The sequence below is a fragment of the Uliginosibacterium sediminicola genome (assembly GCF_039631295.1).
Lineage (GTDB): Bacteria > Pseudomonadota > Gammaproteobacteria > Burkholderiales > Rhodocyclaceae > Viridibacterium > Viridibacterium sediminicola.
This window is the reverse complement of record NZ_JBDIVE010000007.1, coordinates 220,538-239,936: the sequence shown is the minus strand read 5'-3', so window position 1 is coordinate 239,936 and position 19,399 is coordinate 220,538. Positions and strand designations below refer to the sequence as shown.

Here is a 19,399-nt window from a genome sequence, read left to right as displayed (position 1 = left end):
CGCTTGTTGCTCATAAACACCTCCATCAGCCTGAAAGTTTAAGGCTTCAGGGTGTCTAGAAAACCCGGGGCGATTCAGACCTCGGCGCCATGGATGCAGCGAACCGCAAGCTGTGCAGCCAGGGGCGGCGTCTCAAGGGCTGCAGCTAAGCTTCAGAAGCTCCAGCGCACGTAGGTTTCGAAGCGCCAGCGCGAGCTCTTGCTGGAAAACTCCGCATCGCCCTGGCCGCCAAAGAGAATCAGGCGGCTGCGCAGCTCCACATTGGTCCAGCCCGTGTAGCTGACTTCGGGCTGCAACTGCCATGAGCCGTCGCCAACATTGCCGATCAGCGTCAGCGCGGCTGCGCCGTAGAGCCAGCCAAAGGGTTCGCTGGCACTGCTCTTGAGATAGACATAGTCACGCCCGGGATTGGGCTTGTTGTAGCCGCTCTGCGCCAAAGTCTGTGCCCGCGTGGACAGTGAAGCCGGCGCGCCGGGCAGCGTGGCACGGCCGAGAAAGGCATACCAGTTATCAAGTTCGTCGGCGCTGTAGCCCATGCCGTTGCGGTAGTACTCGACACTCCAGGTGATCTCGCCCGGCGTGATGTAGCGGCTGCCGATCAGCCAGCTATTGGCGTTGATCGAGCCGCTCTGTGTGCTGCTGTCAGCGGCCAGGGTGCTGTGCGGTGTCTTCAGGCTGCGTGCCCATTCGCCATGTACTTCGAGCGCGGCATTGATGTTGCGCGAGAAATCCACGCCGAAGCTCTGCGGCCGTGCGCCTTCCGCGCGCCACATCAGATCGACATCGGTATCCCAGGCCAGTGCGTAGAGCTTGAGCGCTGGATTGAGGTCCTGGCGACGACCGAAGTCCTGATTCAGATTGTCATTGGTGGGAATCAGGAGTCCTGTGAGGGTCAGCGTGCTGAGCGGGCCGGCAAAGCTTCGCGTCCATTCCCCCTGCGCCATCACATAGCCTTCGCGGCTGGCATTCGGATCAGCCGGATCACGCGGGCGCTCGACAAACGCCACCGGATTCCAGGCGTAGCCCTTGCCCCAGCGCAGCACACGCTTGCCGGCATCCAGATACAGCGAGGGCGCAAGGCTCCAGTGCAGGCCGCCTTCCATCACCTGCTGCCATTGCGTGCGCGAAGCCAGCGCATCATCTTGCTGGCTGGCCTGTACGCGCAGATCACTGCTCAGCGCACCTGCGCTCAGCTTGCCGGCGAGCTCAAGCGTGCTGGTATTGCGCAGCAACCATTCGTGCGCCGCTGCGCCGGGCCAGGCGAGGCGGTAGGCGCCGCTGCCCTCGCGCAAGCGCAGGGTCTCGAACTTCTGCTCGAAGTAGCCGCCCAGCTCGAAGGGGCGCGGCGCGATCTCATCGAGCTCGAAGCGATAGTCCTCCGCCGCCTCGGCACTGCAGGAGAGCAGTGCCGAGAACGCGAGGAGCCGGGCGGCAGCTTTCATTTGCGCAGCTCCTCCATGCGTGACATGAAGCCCTGGGTGAACACTTCATCAGGCACTTCGCGCGCCTTCACACCCGAATACAGCATCACCGACTTGTAGCCCTTGTAGAGCGGGCTGTCGGTTTCCACCGTGGCGGGCCGCCGGATGCCGCCGCCGAAGTCCTTCACATCCTTGAAGCGCAAGGTCTTGATCAGCATGCCGCTGGCGGCAAAGGCTTCGATCTGCAGGGGCAGGACGGTCTTCTTGTCGACCGTCATTTTCAGCTGGTCATAGGCGACCTCGGCGCTCTTCGCACGCAGCGTGAGAAGGTAGTGTTCGCCTTGTTCCTCGGTGGCGATGACGCTGTACTCCTCGGTGTAATCGATACGCAGGATGTCGGCGTTGCTGAACACGCCACCGGTCACCGATTGCTGACTGGTGATGCGCATCGGCTTGCCGACGCCGGGGATGTAGAGCCACATGTTGTCGCCCTGGCGCAGGGTGCTGCGGCCCTTGTCACTGGCTGGTGCGAGGAACAGCGCAGCGACCTTGTCTTTCCCCTTCTTCACCGAATAGAGCACGAACTCTTTCTTGCTTCCGTCGGGTTCGATGTTGATGAGCTTGCGATACATCTCGTAGCGCTCGGGTTCTAGGTTGCGGTCGAGCTTGTGCAGGATCGCGGCGCCATCGAGCGCGGCCTGTGGCTGCAAGGCCGGGAGGAGCAGCAGCGCGGTAGCGGCCATGGTGATGATGCGTTTCATGATTGTTCTCCTTGGCGGCGCTCAGACATGACGCAGCGCCTTGATCGGATCCATCGAGGCGGCGCGCCAGGCCGGTTGCAGACTGGCGATGGCCGACACCAGCAAGGCGAGCAGCAGCACCAGCAGTACTTCCATGCTGGCCAGCTCGGGCACCAGCGAGAGCTCGTTGCGGCCGTAGGTGAAGTTGATCGGGTAGTAGTGGAACAGCGCCACCAGGACATAGCTCAGCGCGATGCCGGCGAGCGCCCCACCCAAGCCCAGCAGCAGGCCTTCACCGAGGAAGAGGCCCATGATGCGGCGCGGCGGCGTACCAATCGCGGCGAGCGTGCCGATCTCGCGGATGCGTTCATAGACCGCCATCAGCATCACGTTCATGACGCTCACCAGCACGATGGAGATGAGCATGATGCGGATGAAGGTGCTCATCAGCGCGACCATCTTCACAATGGTTGCGAAGGGCGAGAGATCACTCCACAGATGCAGCTCGCTGACCGGTTTGTCGTCCTTGTTGAGCACCTCGCTGTTGAGGCGCGCCGTCAGCCGCGCAGCGACGGCGTCGAGCTGGCGGAAATCCTTGAGGCGGATGGCAATCTCCATCGCTTCGGGCTTGTCCATGCGCAGCAGCTCACGGGCATCCGCAATGTGGATGTAGCCATCGCGCCCGCCTGGCCCGGTGACCGATTCGAGAATGCCGCGCACGGTGAAGTTACGCGCATTCACCGAACCGCTCGCATTGGTGACGACCAGCACCACGGAATCGCCAATCTTCACCTTCATGCCCTTGGCCACCAGCTGCGGGATCAGCACTTCGTTGCGCCCAAGCAGCGCGCCATCACGCCCGCCTTCAAGGATGCGCTGACGCAGCGCCGGCACGGTGGCGTCTTCGCGTGCGGGCTCGACGCCGTTGAGGCGGATGCTGGTGGTCTCGGCGTAGTTGCTGAACATCGCACCGATCTTCACGCGTGAAGACCAGGCCACGATGGCCGGTTCATCCTGCAAAATCTTCTCGACCTTGCCCAAGGCGCCGGCGCCCAGATTCAGATTGAGCGGCAGATTGTCGATGGCCGAGGTATAGCCTTTGCGGTGAATCTGCAGGTGTCCCAGCATCGAGTCGGTGATCGAGCCCACCATCAGGCTGGTGAACGTGCTCGCGGTGGAGACGAAGAGCAGCAGCGCCACCGTCCCCAGGGTGATGAGCAGGCCGGTGAGCAGGCTGCGGCGGCGATAGCGCAGCAGATTGCGCAGTGAAAGTTTGAGTGTGGCGATCATTGCAGTGCTCCCTGGCGCGTCAGTACGCCGTCTTCGAGCAGGAAAGTCAGCTCCGCTTCGCCCATGATCTTCGGGTCGTGGGTGGAGAAGATGAAGCTGGTGCCGGATTCATCGCGCATCTGTTTCATCAGCGCGAGGATGCGATAAGCCGTGTCGTGGTCCAGATTGGCCGTCGGCTCGTCGGCGAGCACGATGTGCGGCTCGCCAACCAGGGCGCGCGCCACCGCCACCCTCTGCTTCTGCCCGCCCGAGAGCTGATCGGGGCGCTTGTGCGCCTGCTCGCTCATGCCGACTGCATCGAGGATGCGCATCACGCGTTCATGGCGCTTGGCGGGCGGCCAGCTGCGCACCATCAGCAGCGGGTATTCCACGTTCTCGTAGGCCGTGAGCACGGGCACCAGATTGAAATCCTGGAACACGAAACCCAGGTGTTCGCCACGGAAAGCCGCCGCCTGCGCGCCGCCCAGCTCTCCTACATCGGTGCCGGCCACCTGCAAGGTGCCGCTGTCAGGCCGATCGAGGCAGCCGATGAGATTGAGCAGGGTCGATTTGCCACTGCCCGAGGGGCCGACGATGGCCACGAAGGCGCCGCGCTCGATCTCGAAACTGACGCCCCTCAAAGCCGGCACTTCGATCTCGCCGATACGGTAATGCTTGCTGAGGTCCTGCGCATGGATGAGCTTCATGATCGTCTCCCCGCTCAGCCGAAGCGCACAAACAGCTTCGAATAAGGCGCCTTCAGCTGTGTCAGCGCGGCCTGGATGCGTGCGGCATCCTGCGTGCGCAGCGCGTCTTTCAGCGCGCGCACCGATGTCTGCACGGCACCAAGCAAGCTCTGAAAATCCGTGTTGGCGCGCAGGTTGGCGGGCGTCTCGGCGCTCAGCCGTGTGGCAAGGTAGTCGAGCGCGCCGGCCTGCAGGCCCAGCTCGAAGCGGCCGTCCGCCGTGGCAGCAAGCGCGCTGCCCTTGCCCAGCACCGTTTCCATCTGCGCGTGATAGGCATTCATGTGATCGCTGAACACCACCACATTGTTGCGCTGGCGCAGCTCGGCGAGCGTTTCGCGCGCAGCCTCCAGGGTCTCGTGGGCGGCGGCCAGATCATTGCGGGCAATCTCGGTCGCGGCAGTGTCGTAGATCCTGGTCACGCCGGCGAGCGATTCGCCAAAACCGGCATCGCGGTCATAGGGCGCCGGCGGCTTGCCGCCGAAACGCTCGCTGAGGCTGCGCCAGCTCTGCTGCGCTTGCGAGATGGCTTGCTGCGCCTCCGCCTGGGAAGCGCCATTGGTTTTGAAGAGTGCGGCACGATACGGCGCATAGGCCGCCTGCATGGCGTCGGTGACGGGGTCGGCGGCTGCGCTCAGACCACTGGCAACAATGAGGGTAAGAGTCAGGACGTAGCGGAACATGGTGGGTCTCCAATCGTTTGAGGACAACGCGTTGCACGGGCACTCAGCCACCTGGCCGAGCGCCCGCCTGCTCAGTTGATGAAGCCGCGTGCCTTCATGTTGTCGCAGCCGTTCTGGCGCGGCGTCGGCAGCGTGATGCCCTTTTCCTTGGCACGTGTGACCATCAGTGCGTGTTGTTCAGTCTGCAAGGCAGTGCACTCGTCATAGCTCTTGAGCTGACGCATCTTGATTTGATGCGCGCTGCGCTCTTCGGGCGTCATCAGGCTCTGCGCCAGCTGGCGCTGACCACGCATGCCGGCATTGCCTTGCATGTCGCCCTGCCCCATGCCCTGCTTCATGCCATTCCCCATCCCCATGCCGCCGTTCTGTGCCAGCGCGGGCAGCGCCAGCAAGACACCCAGGGCGCCGATGAGTGCAATGTTGTGAATGCGTTTCATGATGAATCTCCAGTCTTGTTTGCGCGAACGGTGGAATACCGCTCTGTCGTAAGACGGATTCAAGCCCATGCGAATGGAAAAAGTGTTTCGCAGCCGCTGCCGTTTTGCATCGCTGTGTTGCGCCTTGCGGAGGCGTTACACTGCGTTACAAGACGCGTGCCCGAGGCGCCCCAAAGCGCGTTAAATCGGGCCATGAACAAGCGGTATGCAGAAGAGGTGGAGATGGAGCAGGCAGACAGCATCCTCATAGTTGATGACGACCCCGAGATCCGGCGTCTGCTGGTCGACTATCTGGTGCGCAACGGGCTCGATGCGCATGCCGCACGAGATGGGCGCGAGATGTGGCGCCTGATGGATCGCCACGCTTTCGATCTGGTGGTGCTCGACCTGATGCTGCCCGATACCGACGGCCTCAGCCTGTGCCGCGAGCTGCGCGGCCGCTCAGCGATACCGGTGCTGATGCTCACCGCACGCGGGGAGGAGACCGACCGCATCATCGGCATCGAGATGGGTGCCGACGACTACCTGGTCAAACCCTTCAACCCGCGCGAATTGCTGGCGCGGCTGCGCAGCATCCTGCGGCGCACACGTGCCCTGCCACCCAATCTGCGCCCGGAAACCGCGCGTTGCCTGGCCTTTGCCGGCTGGTGTCTGGACACCGCAACACGCGTGCTGGTGTCGGCCGATGGCGTCGCCGCGCCGCTGTCCGGTGGCGAATACCGCCTGCTGCGCATCTTTCTCGACCACCCCAATCGCGTGCTCAACCGCGACCAGCTCACCGAGCTGATCCACGGCCGCGAAGCGGAAGCCTATGACCGCGCCATCGACGTACAGGTCAGCCGCCTGCGCCAGCGCCTGCAGGACGAAAACCGCGAAGCCGGCCTGATCCGCACCGTGCGTGGCGAAGGCTACGTGCTGGCTGCGCCGGTCGAGGCACGCGAATCATGCAGCTGAAGCGCCCGGCCAGACTCCGGCAGTGTGCCGCGCTGCTGCACAACTGGCTCGGCAGCCTGTTTGCGCGCATCGCCCTCTTGCTGATCCTCGGCCTGCTTGCCGCACAAGGCGTCAGCCTGTGGTTGCAATCGGGCGAGCGTGCCAGCGCCGTCGCCGCAGCGCGGGGGGAAGGCATGGCCACGCGCATGGCGGAAATCGTGCGCGTGCTCGAAGCCACCGCGCCAGCCAATCGCCCCGGTCTGCTCCCGGCGCTCAACTCGCCGGCCATGCGCGTCAGCCTGATCGCGCCCGAGGCGCTGATCGGCAAACCGCCGCGTGGACAGATCGCCAAGCTGCTTGCCGAGCGTCTGGGCAGCCCGCGTGAGCTCCATTCGGTCGGCAATGGCATGCCGCAGCACGAGCAGACGCGCCGCGAATTCGAACTCCGCCTGGCCGATGGCCAATGGCTGCGCCTCGTCGCCGAGCTGGATGCCGCCACGCCCGCACTCTCCGGCGAGCTGCTGCTGCGCCTGGCGGCAATCAGCCTGATCGTCTTGCTGGTCGTGCTGCTGGCGGTCCGCCAGCTGGGCCGCCCGCTGCAGCAGCTGGCCAGCGCCGCCGATTCGCTCGGTCGTGATCTGGCCGCTGCCCCGCTGGCCGAACAGGGCACGCGCGAGATGCGCCATGCCGCCGCGGCGTTCAACCGCATGCAGGCCCGCATCCGCAGCCTGGTCGACGAACGCGCCCGTGCGCTGGCCGCCGTCTCCCACGATTTGCGCACCCCGCTGACGCGCTTGCGCTTGCGCGCCGAGCTGGTCGAGGACGATGCGCTGCGTGAGCAGATCAGCAGCGATCTGGATGCCATGACCACCATGATCGACTCGACCCTGGACTATCTGCGCAACCTGCAGGAGAGCGAAGCGCCGCGCCGCATCGACATGAATGCTTTGCTGCAGAGCATTGCCGAAGACAGCGCCGTGCTCGGCCGCCAGGTCGCCATCGACGCTCAGCTCACGCTGGCCTACAGCGGCCGCCTCGGCGCCTTGCGCCGGGCGCTGCAGAACCTCGTCGACAACGCCTGCAAGTACGGCAGTCAGGTGCGCATCCGTGCTGAAGACTCCTCCACACTGCTGCGCCTGATTGTCGAAGACGCGGGGCCCGGCGTACCGGAAGAAGCGCTCGCCAAACTCGCCGAGCCCTATTACCGACCGGATGTCGCCCGGCGCAGCGATACCGGCGGCGTCGGCCTGGGGCTGTCGATTGCGCGCGACATCGCCTTGCTCCATGGCGGCCGCCTGCTGCTCGCCAATCGCCCCGGCGGCGGCTTTGCGGCGACGCTGGAGCTGCCGCGCTGAGATCCGCGCTGAGCAGGCGCTACAATCTGCATTCGCCAAGCACTTGCGTCATGCCTCATGCAGCTCCCCCGCTTTGACCCCGCCCCGCACATCCGCCTCATCGCCTGCGACATGGACGGCACCTTGCTCGACGCCGAGCACGCCATCCACGACGAATTCTGGCCGCTACTCGACCAGCTCAAGGCGCGTGACATCCTGTTCTGCCCGGCCAGCGGCCGCCAGTATTTCAATCTGCTTGAATGCTTCGGCCCGCGCAGCGAGGAGCTGGCCTTCATCGCCGAGAACGGTTGCCTGGTCATGCAGGGCGGCCGCGAGCTGAGCGCCGACTGCATCGCCCCGGGCGAGCTTGCCGGCCTCAACGCCCAGGCGCGCGCCCTGCAAGCTGCCGGGGTCGAACTGGGCGCCGTGCTCTGCGGCAAGCGCTCGGCGTATATCGAAGCGCGTGACGCGCAGTTTGCGAGCATCGTCGCGCGCTTCTACCAGCGCCTGGAAATCGTGGAGTCACTGGGCGATGTGCAGGACGAGGTGCTCAAATTCGCCCTGCACCACGCCATCTCCTCGGAAGCCGCGCTGCAGCCACACTTCGCCCGCTTCCGTCCGGCGCTGCAAGTGGTGGTCTCGGGGCAGAACTGGCTGGACATCATGCCGCCGGCTGCCAACAAGGGGCGCGGCCTGCGCAATCTGCAACAGGCGCTGGGGATCGCGCGCAGCCAGACCATGGTCTTCGGCGACTTCCTCAACGACCTCGAAATGATGGACGAAGCGGACTACGCCTTCGCCATGGCCAACGCCCATCCGCAACTCAAAGCCCGCGCCCGCTACCACGCCCCGGCCAACACCGAGAATGGCGTGGTGCGCTGCATTCGTGCGGTGCTGGGGCTGAGCTAACAAGAAAACTGCCCTGCGCAAATGGCGCAGAGCCGTTCGAGCGAAGGCGCGCGCCATCAGGCGGCGTGCGGCACCGTCGATGGCGGCGGCAACTCGCCGACGACCGAGACACGGTTGCGCCCCTGCCGTTTGACATGAATCAGCGCCGAGCTGTCTTCCAGCAGGCAAAGCACTTCATAGCACCAAGCGATGATCATGAAGCGTTCCGCATGACCGCGAAGCAGTAGCCACATCAGGATCGTAGCCGACGTAAAACCAGCCATCGCACGTACATGAGCGGGCGCCAGCTGATTGACGCCCGACGTGGTGCCGATCAAAAACAGCAAGGTGAAAAACGCGCACGAAAGCATCACCACGCAGAGGAATTTGTAGCGGAACTCCTTGAGCTCCTCGCTCTCACCAAACTGCGTATCCCCGAAGACGAGGCGCGAAAATAAACTCATACAGAACCCCAGGCAGACTGCCAGCAAAGTGCCGGCATGTCTCACCCGCACGTATCCCGGCACCTTCCTACTTATGTCCTTGGGATTCAAGCTGGGTTTATCCCGCATCAATGACCGAATTCGCCCGGAATTTTTAGCGTGTATTCAAGGCATTGCACGCCTCGCCTGGGGTGCGGGACTAGTCAAACAGGGAATTTTTAGCGGACCAAGCTGGCCCGCGGGCAGCCGCAGAAGTGCGGCTGCAGACCGCCACACGCCAGTTTTGCATGCGGCGCAGACAACAAAAAACGCCCCGAAGGGCGTTCTGTGCTACTGCATAAATGGCGGAGAGGGTGGGATTCGAACCCACGGTAGGCTTGCACCTACGCCTGATTTCGAGTCAGGTACATTCGACCACTCTGCCACCTCTCCGCGAAGCCGCGCATTATAGCGAGGCTTTGGCTTTTTGCCTAGTTCAGGCAACAAGTTTTTCGAGGCCGCCCAGATAGGGGCGCAAAACGGTCGGGATCAGCACCGAGCCGTCAGCTTGCTGGTAGTTCTCCAGCACCGCCACGAGGGTGCGACCGACGGCGAGACCGGAGCCGTTGAGGGTGTGCACGAACTCGTTCTTGCCTTGGGCGTTCTTGAAGCGCGTCTGCATGCGGCGTGCCTGGAAGGCTTCGCAGTTGGAGACCGAGGAGATCTCGCGATAAGCGTTTTGCGCCGGCAGCCAGACTTCGAGGTCGAAGGTCTTGCTGGCGCCAAAGCCCATGTCGCCGGTGCACAGCGAGACCACACGGTACGGCAGCTCCAGCTTTTGCAGGATGGCTTCGGCGTGGCCGACCATTTCGTCGAGCGCTGCATAGGAGTGATCGGGATGGACGATCTGCACCATCTCGACCTTGTCGAACTGGTGCTGGCGGATCATGCCGCGCGTGTCGCGACCGTAGCTGCCGGCTTCCGAACGGAAGCACGGCGTGTGGCCAGTGAGCTTGATCGGCAGCTCGGCGGCATTGAGCAGATCGCCACGCACGCTGTTGGTGAGTGTTACTTCCGAAGTCGGGATCAGGTAGAGCGCTTCGCCCTCGCCTTCCTGGCCGCCTTTCTTGGCGGCGAAGAGATCAGCTTCAAACTTGGGCAGCTGGCCGGTGCCACGCAGGGTTTCTGCATTGACGATGTAGGGCGTGTAGCACTCGGTGTAGCCGTGTTCGCTGGTCTGCACGTCGATCATGAACTGGGCGAGCGCACGATGCAGGCGGGCGATGCCGCCGCGCATGAAGGTGAAGCGCGCACCGGAGAGCTTGGCGCCGGTGTCGAAATCGAGCCCCAGCGGCGTGCCGACGTCGACGTGATCCTTGACCTCGAAATCGAAGGCGCGCGGCGTACCCCAGCGGCGCACTTCGACATTGTCGCTCTCGTCCTTGCCGACCGGCACCGAGGCGTGCGGCAGATTCGGAATGCGGGCGAGGAAATCGTTGAGCTTCTCTTGCAGCGCGGCGAGCTTTTCTTCATTGGCCTTGAGTTCGTCGCCAATGCCGCCGACTTCGGCCATCACCGCCGAGGCGTCTTCGCCCTTGCCCTTGAGCATGCCGATCTGCTTGGAGAGGCTGTTGCGGCGCGCTTGCAGTTCCTGCGTGCCGGTTTGCAGCAGTTTGCGTTCATCTTCCAGAAGCTGGAAGGCGGCCGTGTCAAGGATGAACTTGCGCGCAGCCAGCGCCTGCGCAGTGGTGTCCAGTTGGGTACGAAGCAGTTGTATGTCGAGCATGAGTTCGCGAGAAAAAAGAAGAATTCCGGGCTAGATTGTCTCAAAAATCAGCGCTTGCGGCGCCACTATCGTCAGCTGCTTTGTCGATTGCAAAGCGCAACTGGCATTCCGCTATCGGCGGGCTAGGCTGAAATCATCGATGACAAGTTTGTGACAGGCGCTGGTGCCGATACGCGAGGCGCAATACCCCGCAACACGCGGCCCGGATGTCGATGTCAGCAGGGACACGTGGTTCCACGTGTATGTGCAGTTCCGTGCTGCGCAATTGCTCGCTTTGTTGATCTTGCCGCCTCGTGCGCGGCAGTCAAGCCTCTCCGGTAAGCGAGCATAACGGCGATCTTCGCCAACTCCCGCGACCAGGTGGTGCCAGCCAGCTGGTCGCGGGCTCCTCGCCCCCTGCCCGCCACCATCCCACGCTTTCACCCTGCTCGGCACGAGTGCCTATTTCTTGCCGGCCTCTTCGTCCCATTTGCGCAGCAGGGCGAGCTTTTCGGCGATCTTGCTCTCCAGACCACGCGGCACCGGCTGATACCAGCCCGGCTCGGGCATGCCATCAGGCAGATAGGTTTCGCCGGCGGCGTAGGCATTCGGTTCATCATGCGCGTAGCGGTATTCGTGGCCGTAGCCCAGCTCTTTCATGAGCTTGGTCGGCGCATTGCGCAGGTGCACCGGTACTTCACGGCTCTTGTCCTGCTTCACAAAGGCGCGTGCCTGGTTGTAGGCCATGTAGCCGGCATTGCTCTTTGCAGCAATCGCCAGATAGATCACCGCCTGCCCCAGCGCCAGCTCGCCCTCGGGGCTGCCCAAGCGTTCGAAGGTCAGCGCGGCATCATTGGCGATCTGCATGGCACGCGGGTCGGCCAGGCCGATATCTTCCCAGGCCATGCGCACGATGCGGCGCGAGAGATAACGCGGATCGGCGCCGCCATCGAGCATGCGGCACAGCCAGTAGAGCGCGGCATCCGGGTTGGAGCCGCGCACCGACTTGTGCAGGGCTGAAATCTGGTCGTAGAAATTGTCGCCGCCCTTGTCGAAGCGACGGCTATTGAGCGTCAGCGCGTTCTGGATGAAATCAGCATCGATGCGCTGGATGCCGGCTGCGCCCGCTGCGGTATTGCATTGTTCGAGCAGATTGAGGAAGCGCCGCGCATCGCCGTCGGCATAGCCGATGATGGTGTCGACCGCCAGCTCATCGAACTGCAGATGCCCCAGCACTTTCTCCTGCGCGCGGGCCAGCAGCTGGCGCAACTCGGCATCGCTGAGCGATTTGAGCACATAGACCTGGGCCCGCGACAGCAAGGCGGAATTGACCTCGAACGAGGGATTCTCGGTGGTCGCGCCGATAAAGCTGACCAGGCCGCTTTCGGCATAGGGCAAGAGCGCGTCTTGCTGGCTTTTGTTGAAGCGGTGAATCTCATCGACGAAGAGGATGGTGTGCTTGCCCTGCGCCAGATGCTGCTGGGCCTGCTCCATCGCTGCGCGGATATCCTTGACGCCCGAAAACACGGCCGACAGCGCGATGAAAGCGCAGTCGAAAGATTGCGCGGTGAGCCGCGCCAGCGTGGTCTTGCCAACCCCCGGCGGGCCCCACAGGATCATCGAATGCGGCTTGCCCGACTGAAACGCCAGGCGCAGCGGTTTGCCTTCGCCGAGCAGGTGCGACTGGCCGATGACTTCATCCAGACGCTTGGGGCGCAAGGCCTCGGCCAGCGGCGCGACGGGTTCGTGCGAGAACAGATCAGCCATGCTGCAGACTCAAAGCGGGCACGGTGCGCACAGGCAACTCACTCGCCCACCACGTCAGCGCCCTTGGGCGGCGTGAAGCGGAAACTATCCGCCGTGACGGCAGCATTGCGCTCGAAAGATGAAAACTGCAGCTGAGTGGTCTGGCCGAAGTTGTCACGCACTTCCATGGCTTGCGGCAAGCCGTTCTTGAAGCCGATGCGCACACGCTCAAAACCTGCTTCGCCATTTTTCGGCGTCGCTTCGAGCCAGGCCAGGCCGTCAGCTTCACCGCTGTCGCGCAGATTGAAGTTCTTCTCCATCTCGTTATCACCCGCCAGCAGCGCAGCCGGGCTGGCGCCAATGGCCTTGCCCATCGGCTTGATCACTACCTGATTGAGATCTTTGTCGTAGGACCAGAGCTTGCTGCCATCGCCCACAATCAGCTGGCTGTATGGCTTCTCGTAGTTCCAGCGGAATTTGCCCGGTCGCTGGAACAGCATGTCGCCGCTGGCTTTCTGGCCGGCCTTGCCGCTCTTGTTGATGACCACCTGGTTGAAGCTGGCGCGTGCGGTCTGGGTGGATTTGAGGAACTGATGCAATTGCTCGATGCCGCCATCGGCGGCGCTGGCCAGCGATGCGTGAGCAGCGAGCAGGCACAGGGAGACAGAGGACAGGGCGAAACGGATCTTGGTCGGAAACATCTTGGCTTTCTTGAAGCGAATCAATCTTCGCGGGGTGCGGGCGCAATGACTTCGCGGTTGCCATTGGCGCTCATCGCCGATACGACACCGGATTTTTCCATCTGTTCAATCAGGCGCGCAGCGCGGTTGTAGCCAATGCGCAGATGACGCTGCACCAGAGAAATCGAGGGGCGCCGCGTCTTGACCACGATTTCGACGGCCTGGTCGTAGAGTGCGTCGGACTCGCCATTGCCCTCGCCGCCGGCGTCGCCGAACAGATCGCCGCCACCGGCTGCGGCCGTGTTGCCGTCTTCGCTGGCGCCGGTGAGGATGCCTTCAATGTAATCCGGCTGGCCCAGGGTCTTGAGGTGTTCGACCACGCGGTGCACTTCCTTGTCATCGACAAAGGCGCCGTGCACCCGCGTCGGCATGCCGCTGCCGGGCGCAAGGTAGAGCATGTCCCCCATGCCGAGCAGGGATTCGGCGCCCATCTGGTCGAGGATGGTGCGCGAGTCGATCTTGCTCGACACCTGGAAGGCCATCCGCGTCGGAATATTGGCCTTGATCAGGCCAGTGATCACATCGACCGAGGGGCGCTGCGTCGCCAGCACCAGGTGGATGCCCGCCGCACGTGCTTTTTGCGCCAGACGCGCGATCAGTTCTTCGATCTTCTTGCCGACCACCATCATCAGATCGGCCAGCTCGTCGATGATCACCACGATCATCGGCATGCTGCTGAGCGGCTCGGGGCTCTCGGGCGTCAGCGAGAAGGGATTAGTGAGCGGCTTGCCGGCTTTTTGCGCGTCGGCAATCTGTTTGTTGTAACCGGCGAGATTACGCACGCCCATTGCCGCCATCAGCTTGTAACGGCGCTCCATTTCGCCAACGCACCAGTTGAGCGCGTGGGCGGCGTGGCGCATATCGGTAACGACCGGTGCGAGCAGATGCGGAATGCCTTCGTAGATCGACAGCTCCAGCATCTTCGGGTCGATCATGATCAGGCGGACCTTGTCGGCCTCGGACTTGTAGAGCAGCGACAGGATCATCGCGTTGATACCGACCGACTTGCCGGAGCCCGTCGTCCCGGCGACGAGCAAGTGCGGCATCTTGGCGAGATCGGCGATGATCGCATTGCCGCCGATGTCCTTGCCCAGCGCCACGGTCAGCGGCGAGTGGCTGTCCTGATAAACCTTGGAGCCAAGGATTTCCGACAGGCGCACGGTCTGCCGCTTGGGATTCGGGATCTCCATGCCCATGCAGGTTTTGCCGGGAATCGTCTCGACCACGCGGATGCTCATCACTGACAGCGCACGCGCCAGATCTTTGACCAGGTTAAGGATCTGGCTGCCCTTCACGCCGGTGGCCGGCTCAATCTCGTAGCGCGTGATCACCGGGCCGGGGTAAGCGGCCAGCACCTTGACCTCGACACCGAAGTCGGCCAGCCGCGATTCGATCAGGCGCGAGGTGTATTCGAGCGACTCCACCGAGGGCGGATCGACATCATAGGACGGCGGATCGAGCAAGGGCAGCGGCGGCAGGCTGCCCGTCGTGGCTTCGCCGAACAGGGTTTGTTGAACCGGCTTCTTGGCCTTCTCGATGTGCACCGGATCGACGCGCGGCGCTTCGATATGGATGCTCACCGGCGGCGCGTCTTCGCGTTTCTTGCGGGCGCGCTGCACTTTCTCCTCGCGCTGCACGGCGACCTCCTGGCCGACGCGGCGATCCTGCCAGGCCAGGTATTGCGCATGGCACCACAGCGCCGTCGCTTCCAGCGCATGGCCGAGTCGTTCAATCGCCACCACCCAGGAAAAACCACCGAAGATCGACAAGCCTGCCGCCCACAAGCTGAGCAGAATCATCGTACCGCCGGTAAAGCCCAGGTACTGCATGGCGGTCGCGCTCAGTTCCAGACCGATCACGCCGCCCGGCGCGCCCGGCAGATCAGCACTGCTGCTGTAAAAACGCAGGGCTTCAATGCCGCAGCTGGAGAGCAGTACGACGACGAAACCGGCGAGGACAATGAAAAACGAGCGCCGATCACCGGCCAGCTCATTGCGCAGGCGTGCACCAAAGAACAGGCCCCAGAGCAGGAATAGCACCAGCCACCACACCGAACTACCGAACAGCAGCAGCAGGATGTCGGCCAGCCAGGCGCCGAAGCGGCCACCTGGATTGTGGATCTGCGCCACCGCCACGGCGTGCGACCAGCCCGGATCGGCCTTGTCGTAGCCCCACAGGATCATCGCCACATAGGCGCCTGCCACCGCCAGCACCAGCCAGCGCGCTTCGCGCACCAGCAAGCTGATTTTTTCAGGCAGAGGCTGTGCGGCAGGACGGGATGCAAAACGGAAGAGCATGGAAGATGGGCATCAGCTGGGATGGCTGATTATAGCCTGCACAGGCTCCCCAGACCGGTTGGCGGCAACAAGCCAGCCGACAGCCGTCATTGCTCGCTGCACCACCACCATTCGATGCGGCTGATGACATCGTCCTTGAAGTTAAAGTCCAGCCGGTCAAAGCAAGAGGCCGAGGGGCGCGAATAGGACAGCCAGCCTTCCCCGCTGAAATCCGCTTTGCCGAGCAAGCCCAGCACCTTGTCGCGACTGCCCTGGCCGATCGCCAGTTCCAGCACTTGTTGCCCTGGTTTGGAGAGGCTCAGGCGTTCAAGGCTCAGCTTGTCGTGGGTTTTGACCGCATCGCTCCAGACGACTTCGACATCCGGCTCGGCGAGCCGGTAGCGCCCCAGCGCACCCTTGGCGTAATACTGCTCGGCTGGCTTGCTATGCGAAGATTGCGCTGACTGGCGGATCTTGGCCAAGGCGAAATCACGGCCGAAGCGATCAAAGCTGGGATAGGCGCTGAGCGTTGCGCCAGCGGGTGCAGCGGCGGGCGCACTTTGTTGCGCCAGTGCGCCGGTACTGGCCAGCGCCAGCAGGAAGAAAACCACGGATCTGTAGCTCGGACTGTTCATGCTCAATCACCTCAGCAGACTCAGATAAACCAATCAGAATCAAGCCATCGAGACAGCACGAGCAACATTCACCTGCAGTGCAAGCCGCACAGTCCGACGCGTGTGCGGGCAATCATAGCGCCATTTTCAAACTGCGTGAATCTGCTCGTGAAGCACCACGCCGGAGTCGGTTTCATCGATCAGACCACGCGTATGCAGGTCCTTCATCACACGGGAGACCATTTCCCGCGAGGCGCCGATCATCTTGGCGATGTCCTGCTTGGAAATCTTCTTGCGCACCACGGTCTGACCGCCGCTGGTCTCGGCCATGTCGAGCAGCAAACGGGCGACGCGGCCATAGACATCCATCAGCGCCAGGCTCTCGATCTTGCGGTCCGCTTCGCGCAGGCGCTGCGAGAGATTGCCCATGATGCGCAGACACAGTTCGAAGTTGTCCTGCAGGATCTGGCGGAAGTCTGCCTGCGAAATCACGATCAGATCTACGGCTGCGACGGCGGTGACAGTTGCCGAGCGCGGCTCCTTGTCGAAGACGCCCATCTCGCCGAATACATCGCCATGACTGAGCATGGTGAGGATCACTTCGCGGCCGTCATCGTCGCTGACGATGACCTTCAGGTTGCCGTTCATCACGAAATAAACATTGTCGGTACTGTCGCCGGCGAGAACCACGGCCGTACCGCGCGTTACGCGGCGCAACACAGCGCAGCGCGCAATCGCCTCAAGCTTGTCCATCGCAATGCCCTGGAACATCGGCAAGGTGCGCAAAGCAGTGACGGAGACATGATTGGCAAGCATTTGTTTCTCCCGTGAAATAGTCCTGGAAACCTGAGGGCTTGACAGGAAGGCACGACTATAGATGAACGGACAGATGTAAGAAATCTTTAAGTGCCAACAATGAGGATTGAGCGCCGCTATCGTACCGATCAGCCTTGGCGCTACGACAGCTCAGCTATAATCGCGCCACTCTTCGTCCTGCAGGAAGCACATCATGAGCACCGCCGCCCAGCACCACAGCCTGATCATCCTCGGTTCCGGCCCTGCCGGTTACACCGCCGCCGTGTATGCCGCGCGCGCCAATCTCAAACCGGTGCTGATCACCGGCATGGCACAAGGCGGCCAGCTGATGACCACCACTGAAGTGGACAACTGGCCGGCCGATGCCAACGGCGTCAATGGTCCGGACCTGATGGCGCGCTTCGAACAACATGCTGCACGTTTCAACACCGTACAGATTTTCGACCACATCCACACCACGCAGCTGACCGAACGCCCTTTTACGCTGATCGGCGACTCCGGCACCTACACCTGCGATGCGCTGATCATCGCCACCGGCGCAACCGCCAAATACCTTGGCCTGCCCTCCGAAGAGAAATTTGCCGGGCGTGGCGTGTCGGCCTGCGCAACCTGTGACGGTTTTTTCTACCGCAATCAGGAAGTCGCCGTTGTTGGCGGCGGTAATACCGCGGTCGAAGAAGCGCTGTACCTTGCCAATATAGCCAGCAAGGTGACCCTGATCCACCGCCGCGACAAGTTCAAGGCCGAGGCGATCATGGTCGACAAGCTGATGGAGCGCGTCAAGGAAGGCCGTATCGTCCTCGAACTCGACTCCGCCCTGGACGAAGTGCTCGGCGATCAGAGCGGCGTGACCGGTGTGCGCCTGAAGCACACCAAGAGCGGCGCGAGCAAGGAGCTGGCCCTGCAAGGCGTCTTCATCGCCATCGGCCATGCGCCGAACACCGAGATTTTCAAGGGCCAGCTGGAGATGGACGAGACCGGCTATCTGGTGACCCAGATGGGTCGCAATGGCAATGCCACGCAGACCAGCATTCCCGGCGTGTTCGCCGCTGGCGATGTGCAGGACCACATCTATCGCCAGGCCGTCACCAGCGCCGGCACCGGCTGCATGGCCGCGCTGGATGCCGAACGCTATCTGGACAGCCTGAAGTAAGCCCCGGCGCAGTTCGTCCCGTTCATGGCACGCAACAAAACCATCGCGCTCGCGGATCTCAAGCGCCATGTGCGTGCCAGCCCGGCCAGTGTTGCCGCACGGCCTGCGGCAGCTGCTGCTAAAGCAGTACCCGCAGCGCCGGGCAAGGACGACGCAGCCTTGTTCAAAGCAGCGGTGGAGGATGTGCGCAGCTTGCCAGCGAGCAATCGCGCCGAGATCAAGCGCACACTGCCTGCGCCTGTGCCACGGCCGCGCACCGAGCTGGCCGAATCGGCTCAAACCCCAGCCACCAAGGAAGCGGATCAATGGCTGCCGGCCCACTGGCTGCAGGATTCAGCGCAGCCTGCAGGTAACGCAACCGAACAGCTGATGGCCAGGGCGCTGCAAGGCGTGGTGCCGATCCGTTACGACAAGGTGCATGCCGATACGCCCAAGCCCTTGCCGGTTCCCCTGCAACACGAGCGCGATGAGCAGGCGGCGCTGGCCGAATCTATCTACGCGCCGACGCCGCTCGAACTGGTCCTCGAAGGCGGCGACGAGCTCTACTACCTCAAGGAGGGTTTGCCGCGCACCATGTTGCGCGATCTGCGACGCGGCCGCTGGGTCGTGCAGGCCGAGCTGGACCTGCACGGCGCCAATCGGGACGAGGCGCGCGACCTGCTGGCCGCCGCCTTCGCGCAATGGCGCAAGCAGGACATCCGCTGCGTGCGCGTCATCCACGGCAAGGGGCTGGGCTCACCCGGCAAGGAGCCGGTACTCAAGAAGCTGGTCGCTGGCTGGCTGATGAACTATGACGATGTGCTGGTGTACACGCAAGCCCGTGTCCACGATGGCGGCGCTGGCGCCTTGCTGGTACTGATGCGCGCAGCGCGCCGTTGAGATCCAGGCTGTTGCCGGGCAAATAAAAAGCCGCCCTGAGGCGGCTTCTTTGCGGAGAGATCCGAATCGCTCAGATGGCGGCTTCGCCAGTCTCACCGGTACGGATGCGAATCACCTGCTCGACCGTGGACACGAAGATCTTGCCATCACCGATCTTGCCCGTGCGTGCGGACTTGATGATCGCTTCGATTGCCTGTTCGACGATACCGTCTTCGATGATCACTTCAAGCTTGATCTTGGGCAGGAAGTCCACCACATACTCTGCACCGCGGTACAGTTCGGTATGGCCTTTCTGACGACCGAAGCCTTTGACTTCAGTCACGGTGAGGCCAGTAATCCCTACTTCCGACAAAGCCTCGCGGACCTCGTCGAGCTTGAAGGGCTTAATGATGGCTTCGATTTTCTTCACGGTCTTGCCTCCGGGGTATTGGGTTCATGCTGGCGCAACAAAGCAGGGATAGTAGCGCAATAATCGCCGTTTTAGCGCAGCGCGAGTTGTCAGAAATACATCGCCCGTGCAACACGCTCAGGCTCCGGCAT

Annotated in this window: 19 protein-coding genes and 1 tRNA gene; 5 read left to right on the top strand and 15 right to left on the bottom strand. The window is 62.9% G+C overall.

Annotated features, from left to right (window positions below; all coding sequences use genetic code 11):
• Window positions 1-152: 152 nt before the first annotated feature.
• The 6 genes from ABDB84_RS14040 to ABDB84_RS14015 all read right to left on the bottom strand — a co-directional run bounded on the left by ABDB84_RS14040 (window position 153) and on the right by ABDB84_RS14015 (window position 5,293).
• Entirely contained in the window at window positions 153-1,442 is a 1,290-nt protein-coding gene (locus ABDB84_RS14040) for a hypothetical protein (RefSeq protein WP_345920370.1), read from the bottom strand.
• Window positions 1,439-2,182 (bottom strand): outer membrane lipoprotein-sorting protein, encoded by a 744-nt coding sequence (locus tag ABDB84_RS14035; protein WP_345920369.1) that lies wholly within the window; start codon window positions 2,180-2,182, stop codon window positions 1,439-1,441. Before ABDB84_RS14035 ends, ABDB84_RS14040 begins: the two co-directional genes overlap by 4 nt.
• Window positions 2,183-2,203: 21 nt before the next feature.
• Entirely contained in the window at window positions 2,204-3,451 is a 1,248-nt protein-coding gene (locus tag ABDB84_RS14030; protein ID WP_345920368.1) for an ABC transporter permease, read from the bottom strand.
• Window positions 3,448-4,137 carry an ABC transporter ATP-binding protein gene (locus ABDB84_RS14025; protein WP_345920367.1) on the bottom strand — a complete coding sequence of 230 codons (690 nt, stop codon included), beginning with the start codon at window positions 4,135-4,137 and terminating at the stop codon, window positions 3,448-3,450. The genes ABDB84_RS14030 and ABDB84_RS14025 overlap by 4 nt, the downstream gene beginning before the upstream one ends.
• Window positions 4,138-4,151: 14 nt before the next feature.
• Window positions 4,152-4,856 (bottom strand): hypothetical protein, encoded by a 705-nt coding sequence (locus ABDB84_RS14020; RefSeq protein ID WP_345920366.1) that lies wholly within the window; start codon window positions 4,854-4,856, stop codon window positions 4,152-4,154.
• Between the two features lie 71 nt (window positions 4,857-4,927).
• Window positions 4,928-5,293 carry a hypothetical protein gene (locus ABDB84_RS14015; RefSeq protein ID WP_345920365.1) on the bottom strand — a complete coding sequence of 122 codons (366 nt, stop codon included), beginning with the start codon at window positions 5,291-5,293 and terminating at the stop codon, window positions 4,928-4,930.
• A gap of 222 nt (window positions 5,294-5,515) precedes the next feature.
• On the opposite strand from ABDB84_RS14015, the gene ABDB84_RS14010 reads away from it, so the two are divergent.
• Genes ABDB84_RS14010 through ABDB84_RS14000 form a run of 3 tightly spaced genes read left to right on the top strand, consistent with a single transcriptional unit; the run spans window position 5,516 to window position 8,469 of the window.
• Window positions 5,516-6,247, top strand: a complete 732-nt coding sequence (locus tag ABDB84_RS14010) for a response regulator (protein WP_345920378.1) — start codon at window positions 5,516-5,518, stop codon at window positions 6,245-6,247.
• Window positions 6,238-7,581, top strand: coding sequence for an ATP-binding protein (locus tag ABDB84_RS14005; RefSeq protein WP_345920364.1), 1,344 nt, complete (start codon window positions 6,238-6,240; stop codon window positions 7,579-7,581). The genes ABDB84_RS14010 and ABDB84_RS14005 overlap by 10 nt, the downstream gene beginning before the upstream one ends.
• Before the next feature lie 57 nt (window positions 7,582-7,638).
• A complete protein-coding gene (locus ABDB84_RS14000) occupies window positions 7,639-8,469 on the top strand; it encodes a Cof-type HAD-IIB family hydrolase (protein WP_345920363.1) in 831 nt (276 codons plus the stop codon).
• 56 nt (window positions 8,470-8,525) lie between these two features.
• Here ABDB84_RS14000 and ABDB84_RS13995 read toward each other — a convergent pair whose 3' ends face one another.
• The 8 genes from ABDB84_RS13995 to ABDB84_RS13960 form a co-directional block, all read right to left on the bottom strand.
• The gene (locus tag ABDB84_RS13995; RefSeq protein WP_345920362.1) at window positions 8,526-8,912 is read right to left on the bottom strand and encodes a hypothetical protein; all 387 of its coding nucleotides are present in this window, start codon (window positions 8,910-8,912) and stop codon (window positions 8,526-8,528) included.
• Window positions 8,913-9,233: 321 nt separating this feature from the next.
• Window positions 9,234-9,323: transfer RNA gene (locus ABDB84_RS13990), tRNA-Ser, on the bottom strand.
• Window positions 9,324-9,366: 43 nt separating this feature from the next.
• The gene (gene serS / locus ABDB84_RS13985; RefSeq protein WP_345920361.1) at window positions 9,367-10,656 is read right to left on the bottom strand and encodes a serine--tRNA ligase; all 1,290 of its coding nucleotides are present in this window, start codon (window positions 10,654-10,656) and stop codon (window positions 9,367-9,369) included.
• A gap of 441 nt (window positions 10,657-11,097) precedes the next feature.
• Entirely contained in the window at window positions 11,098-12,402 is a 1,305-nt protein-coding gene (locus ABDB84_RS13980) for a replication-associated recombination protein A (protein ID WP_345920360.1), read from the bottom strand.
• A gap of 38 nt (window positions 12,403-12,440) precedes the next feature.
• A complete protein-coding gene (gene lolA, locus ABDB84_RS13975; RefSeq protein ID WP_345920359.1) occupies window positions 12,441-13,082 on the bottom strand; it encodes an outer membrane lipoprotein periplasmic chaperone LolA in 642 nt (213 codons plus the stop codon).
• A gap of 20 nt (window positions 13,083-13,102) precedes the next feature.
• The gene (locus tag ABDB84_RS13970; protein ID WP_345920358.1) at window positions 13,103-15,418 is read right to left on the bottom strand and encodes a DNA translocase FtsK; all 2,316 of its coding nucleotides are present in this window, start codon (window positions 15,416-15,418) and stop codon (window positions 13,103-13,105) included.
• An 86-nt stretch (window positions 15,419-15,504) separates the two neighbouring features.
• The gene (locus ABDB84_RS13965; RefSeq protein ID WP_345920357.1) at window positions 15,505-16,032 is read right to left on the bottom strand and encodes a hypothetical protein; all 528 of its coding nucleotides are present in this window, start codon (window positions 16,030-16,032) and stop codon (window positions 15,505-15,507) included.
• A gap of 126 nt (window positions 16,033-16,158) precedes the next feature.
• Window positions 16,159-16,827 (bottom strand): Crp/Fnr family transcriptional regulator, encoded by a 669-nt coding sequence (locus tag ABDB84_RS13960; RefSeq protein WP_345920356.1) that lies wholly within the window; start codon window positions 16,825-16,827, stop codon window positions 16,159-16,161.
• Window positions 16,828-17,020: 193 nt separating this feature from the next.
• Between ABDB84_RS13960 and trxB the strand changes: the two genes are divergently transcribed.
• Both trxB and ABDB84_RS13950 read left to right on the top strand, forming a co-directional pair.
• Window positions 17,021-17,980 carry a thioredoxin-disulfide reductase gene (gene trxB, locus ABDB84_RS13955; protein WP_345920355.1) on the top strand — a complete coding sequence of 320 codons (960 nt, stop codon included), beginning with the start codon at window positions 17,021-17,023 and terminating at the stop codon, window positions 17,978-17,980.
• A gap of 24 nt (window positions 17,981-18,004) precedes the next feature.
• Window positions 18,005-18,859 carry a Smr/MutS family protein gene (locus tag ABDB84_RS13950; RefSeq protein ID WP_345920354.1) on the top strand — a complete coding sequence of 285 codons (855 nt, stop codon included), beginning with the start codon at window positions 18,005-18,007 and terminating at the stop codon, window positions 18,857-18,859.
• A gap of 70 nt (window positions 18,860-18,929) precedes the next feature.
• Here ABDB84_RS13950 and ABDB84_RS13945 read toward each other — a convergent pair whose 3' ends face one another.
• On the bottom strand, window positions 18,930-19,268 hold the full coding sequence (locus ABDB84_RS13945; RefSeq protein ID WP_345920353.1) for a P-II family nitrogen regulator: 339 nt from the start codon (window positions 19,266-19,268) through the stop codon (window positions 18,930-18,932).
• Between the last annotated feature and the right edge of the window lie 131 nt (window positions 19,269-19,399).